The sequence below is a fragment of the Streptomyces sp. Ru71 genome (genome assembly GCF_002920535.1).
Taxonomy (GTDB): Bacteria; Actinomycetota; Actinomycetes; order Streptomycetales; family Streptomycetaceae; genus Streptomyces.
Map to the genome: position 1 here is coordinate 1 of NZ_PQSS01000155.1, position 4026 is coordinate 4026.

The window sequence follows — 4026 nt, forward strand, 5'->3', positions numbered from 1 at the left end:
GGTCATCCTCACGACCGTGACGAGCGTGATGTTCGCAGCCGCCGTCGGTCTCACGCACGACGTGTTCGCCCGCCCCGGCGGACCGCACGCGAGCAGCCGGCAGGTGCGGGTCCTGCGTCTGGCCATCGTCGCCCTGGGCGCCCTGGGTCTGACACTGTCCGCGGCCGCTCACCGGTATTCGGTCGAGTTCCTGGCCATCTTCGCGATGAGCGTCGCGGCGACGTGTGTGGCCCCGGTGCTCGTCTACTCCTTCTTCTGGCCGGGGTTCAATCGCGCAGGGCTGCTGTGGTGCGTCTACGGCGGGCTGCTCCTGTGCTTCGTCCTCACGCTGTTCTCCCCCACCGTGTCCGGTTCCGCGTACGCGCTGATCCCGGGGGCGGGTTTCGACTGGTACCCGTTCCGCACCCCGGGCCTGATATCCGTCCCGGTGGCGTTCCTGCTCGGGTGGCTCGGCAGCAGGAACCCGGGCGGCAGCTCCGGTCCTGCCGAGACCCTGGCGGGGCAGGGCGTCAGGCCGCCGCGACCAGCCGCATGGCCGCGGCGTTCACCAGCTCCCGGTCGTCGGTGAGCCGGGCGGCCTCGCCCTGGGCGAGCTGGACGAGGATCATGCCCGTCCCGGCGGCGACCGGATACAGTGCGCGGGACGGCACCCCGGTCCGGGAGGGGAAACGTGACCGACACCAGCAGCACCCGGCCCGCAGAGGGCGAAGCGCAAGCGCCGCGGCCGAGCCGGCTGCTCCGCCTGATGCGCTACCTCCCCATGATCGCCCCCGTCCTGCTGTGGGCCGTGCCCTGCGGGGTGCTGCTCCACACCGGCCAGCACTGGCCGCTGCCCGTCGCCCTGGCCGGCACCGCCCTGTTCGTCCTCGGCCTCATCTCCATGCCGCTGGCGATGGTGCGCGGCCACGGCCGGCGCCAGCAGGACCGGGCGGCGGTCATCGGTGACACCCTGCTGGGGACGAGCTGGGTGCTGTTCACCTGGTCCGTTCTGCTGGGCGTCTTCCTGAGGCTCGCCCTGACCCTGGCCGGCGTCGGCGAGGGCCAGGACCGCGCCCGCATCGTCACCTGGGCCGTCCTCGGTATCACCGCCGTACTGCTCGCCTGGGGGTACGCCGAGGCCCGCCGCGTGCCCCGGGTGCGCCGGCTCGACGTGCAGCTCCCGCGACTGGGTGCCGGACTGGACGGCCTCCGCGTCGTCCTCATCACCGACACCCACTACGGCCCGCTCGATCGCGCCCGCTGGTCGGCACGGGTGTGCGAGACGGTGAACACCCTGGAAGCCGACCTGGTCTGCCACACCGGCGACATCGCGGACGGCACGGCCGAACGCCGCCGCGCCCAGGCCGTGCCGCTCGGCACCGTGCGGGCCACCCATGCCCGGGTGTACGTCACCGGCAACCACGAGTACTACAGCGAGGCCCAGGGCTGGGTCGACCTGATGGACGAGCTGGGCTGGGAGCCGCTGCGCAACCGCCACCTGCTGCTCGAACGCGGAGGCGACACCCTCGTGGTCGCCGGGGTGGACGACGTCACCGCCGAGTCCTCCGGCCTGGCGGGCCACCGCGCCCACCTCGTCGGAGCCCTCAACGGCACCGACCCCGACCTGCCCGTCCTGCTCCTGGCACACCAGCCCAAGTTCGTCGACCGGGCAGCAGCAGCCGGCATCGACCTCCAGCTCTCCGGCCACACCCACGGCGGCCAGATCTGGCCCTTCCACCACCTGGTCCGCCTCGACCAGCCCGCCCTCGCCGGCCTCACCCACCACGGCCCCCGCACCCTCCTCTACACCAGCCGCGGCACCGGCTTCTGGGGCCCACCGTTCCGCGTCTTCGCCCCCAGCGAGATCACCCTGCTCGTGCTCCGCTCCTCACACCTGCCCACGTAGCCGCGTCACCGGGCGGGCCCACACATCCGTCCAGCGGCGTCCACGAGCCGAGAAGCGCGACGTCGACAGACAACCAGGCTCGTCTCGTTCGCTAGCCGCGACCCACCAACATGACCATGTCGAGCGCGACATACTCGTCAGCGGCAGTCAGCGATTGCTTCGAGGGGCATGTTCCGTAACCGGTGCTCAGATCGCATCCTGGGCGCTGTGCCGACGACTGGATGCACCCGGACCGGATCGTCGGGCTGCACCTGACGGCCGGCGGTCGCGCAGCGTGACCCGGAAGGGTGGGGGGAATGCCCGTTTCTCTGATTCTCAACGAGAGTCTGATCGCCCGCAGCCGGGTGGCCGAACTGCCCGATCTGCCGCCCTCGGTGGCGATCGTCTACCCGGTGCGGGACGGCTCCTTCGAGGTGGAGACCGTCCGCCGGCCCGGCCGGCCATGGTTCGGCAAGAACCGCGCCTGTTACGTCGTCGACCTCAGCGATCACCGGCGCCGAGCAGTGGTCACCAAGACCCCGCTGACCTCCATCGACGGTGAGCACCGGTTCCAGGCCGTGATCGACGTCGGCTTCCGGGTGCACGATCCGGCGATGGTGGTGGCCAGGAACGTACGGGACGCTCTCCCGGTCGTCTACGGCCATCTCTCCGGCCTGCTCCGGCAGCGGTCCGCGCAGTTCGCCGTCACCGAGGCCATGGCGGCGGAACAGGCGGTCAACCAGGAGCTGGCTCGGGAGATCCGGCTGCCCGAGGGCATCACCATCTACTACTGCGAGGTTCGGATGGAGCCCGACGAGGCTGCCGTCCGGCACCTACAGGAACGGAACGATGCGCGTCCACGCCCCATATCGGGCGAGAAGACCCACTCCGAAATGCTCAGCGAGGCGGCCGCCCTCGGGCGCGCGGAGGCGGAGGAGAGCGTCGCCAGGGCGAGCACACGGCTCGACTGGGAGAGTTTGATCCAGCGGTACCTGGTCCTTCGTCCCGAGGAGGCCGGACCTGTCCTCCAACTGCTGGCGCAGATCAGACAGAGCAGGGCCGCCCCGCACGAGAGTCAGAGCCGGCGCTACGCCGAGATGGTCAAATACCTCGTCGAGCGTGGCGTTGTGCGCGAGGCCGACCTGCCCGCCCTCCGACAGGGCGTCATCGATTTCAGCGGCGGGTCGTTCCACGGCCCTGTCGTGGGCCAGCGCGTTGAGTACCCGGAGCGGCATCGGCTGCGAGCAGAACTCGCGGAGCAGGCGTCACCCGGTCGCGAGGTACCGCTGCAGGTCCAAGTCACCTGCGGTAGCGGTGGTGGCCAGGAAGGTGTGGCTCTACGGGCGTTCCAGCCACCCGCAGACGGGGACCGGCTGTTGATCACAGTGCACGCACCGGGACTCCTGGCGCTGGGTGACTTGCAGCAGGAGCTGTGGGTCAAGCCGGGCCGGGACTCCGATGTGCTGCGCTTTGGTCTGCGTGCCGACCGACCGGGGCTGCATGCGGTCACGGTACGCGCGTTCAAAGGAGGGTCGTTCCTCGGGGAATTACGCGTGCAGATCTCGGTGCAGCAGGACGTGCCCTCGCGTGACGGCTCGCCTCGTACGGCACCGCTGGACTCACTCGCCTTCGACCCGGGCGAGGTGACGCTGCAGGTGGTCAGAGCCGCCGACGGTTACAGCTTCCAGCTCCTCAGCGAGACCAGCTACGCCCCGGCGTTCCAGCTCAAGGCCGGCGACCCCCGGCAGGCCACGGAGAACATCTACCGGGAACTGCGCAGGATCGCTGCGGCGGCCGGCGTAGGGACGGATGCCCGGCACGTGCGCAGACGTCTGCAGAACCTCGGCGTCGCCCTGTGGCGGGCAGCCGTACCCGACGCGGTGCGCGGACAGTTCTGGCGGGAGAGCGACAAGATTCGCACGTTCACGGTGCTGGGCGAGCACGACGTGGTGCCGTGGGAATTGCTGTACCCGCTCGACGGGCCACAGCAGGGTGACGGCTTCCTCGCCGAATGGCTTCCCGTGGTACGTCGCGTCCACGGCCAGGAGCGGGTACGACAACTCCTGCTGCCCCAGGCCACCTTCGTCGTGCCACCCGGATCGCCGCCCGAAGCGGAACTGGAAGTCACGGCTCTGCGCGCCCGGTTCCTCCCCGCGATGGAT

The 4026-nt window shown here is 70.5% G+C and carries 3 protein-coding genes and 1 pseudogene; 3 read left to right on the top strand and 1 reads right to left on the bottom strand.

Annotated features, from left to right (window positions below; translation table 11 throughout):
* Window positions 1–568 (top strand): annotated as a pseudogene (locus tag C3489_RS37865) (cation acetate symporter); the annotation flags it as partial.
* On the opposite strand, the gene C3489_RS38945 reads toward C3489_RS37865, so the two are convergent.
* Complete coding sequence (locus tag C3489_RS38945) at window positions 510–650, bottom strand: hypothetical protein (RefSeq protein ID WP_181140003.1); 141 nt, start codon at window positions 648–650, stop codon at window positions 510–512. The pseudogene C3489_RS37865 and the gene C3489_RS38945 overlap by 59 nt on opposite strands.
* 20 nt (window positions 651–670) lie before the next feature.
* On the opposite strand from C3489_RS38945, the gene C3489_RS37870 reads away from it, so the two are divergent.
* On the top strand, window positions 671–1885 hold the full coding sequence (locus C3489_RS37870) for a metallophosphoesterase (protein ID WP_103786667.1): 1215 nt from the start codon (window positions 671–673) through the stop codon (window positions 1883–1885).
* A gap of 296 nt (window positions 1886–2181) precedes the next feature.
* Window positions 2182–4026, top strand: a 1845-nt coding sequence (locus C3489_RS38950; protein WP_181140004.1) for a hypothetical protein, incomplete at its 3' end; no start/stop codon positions are given.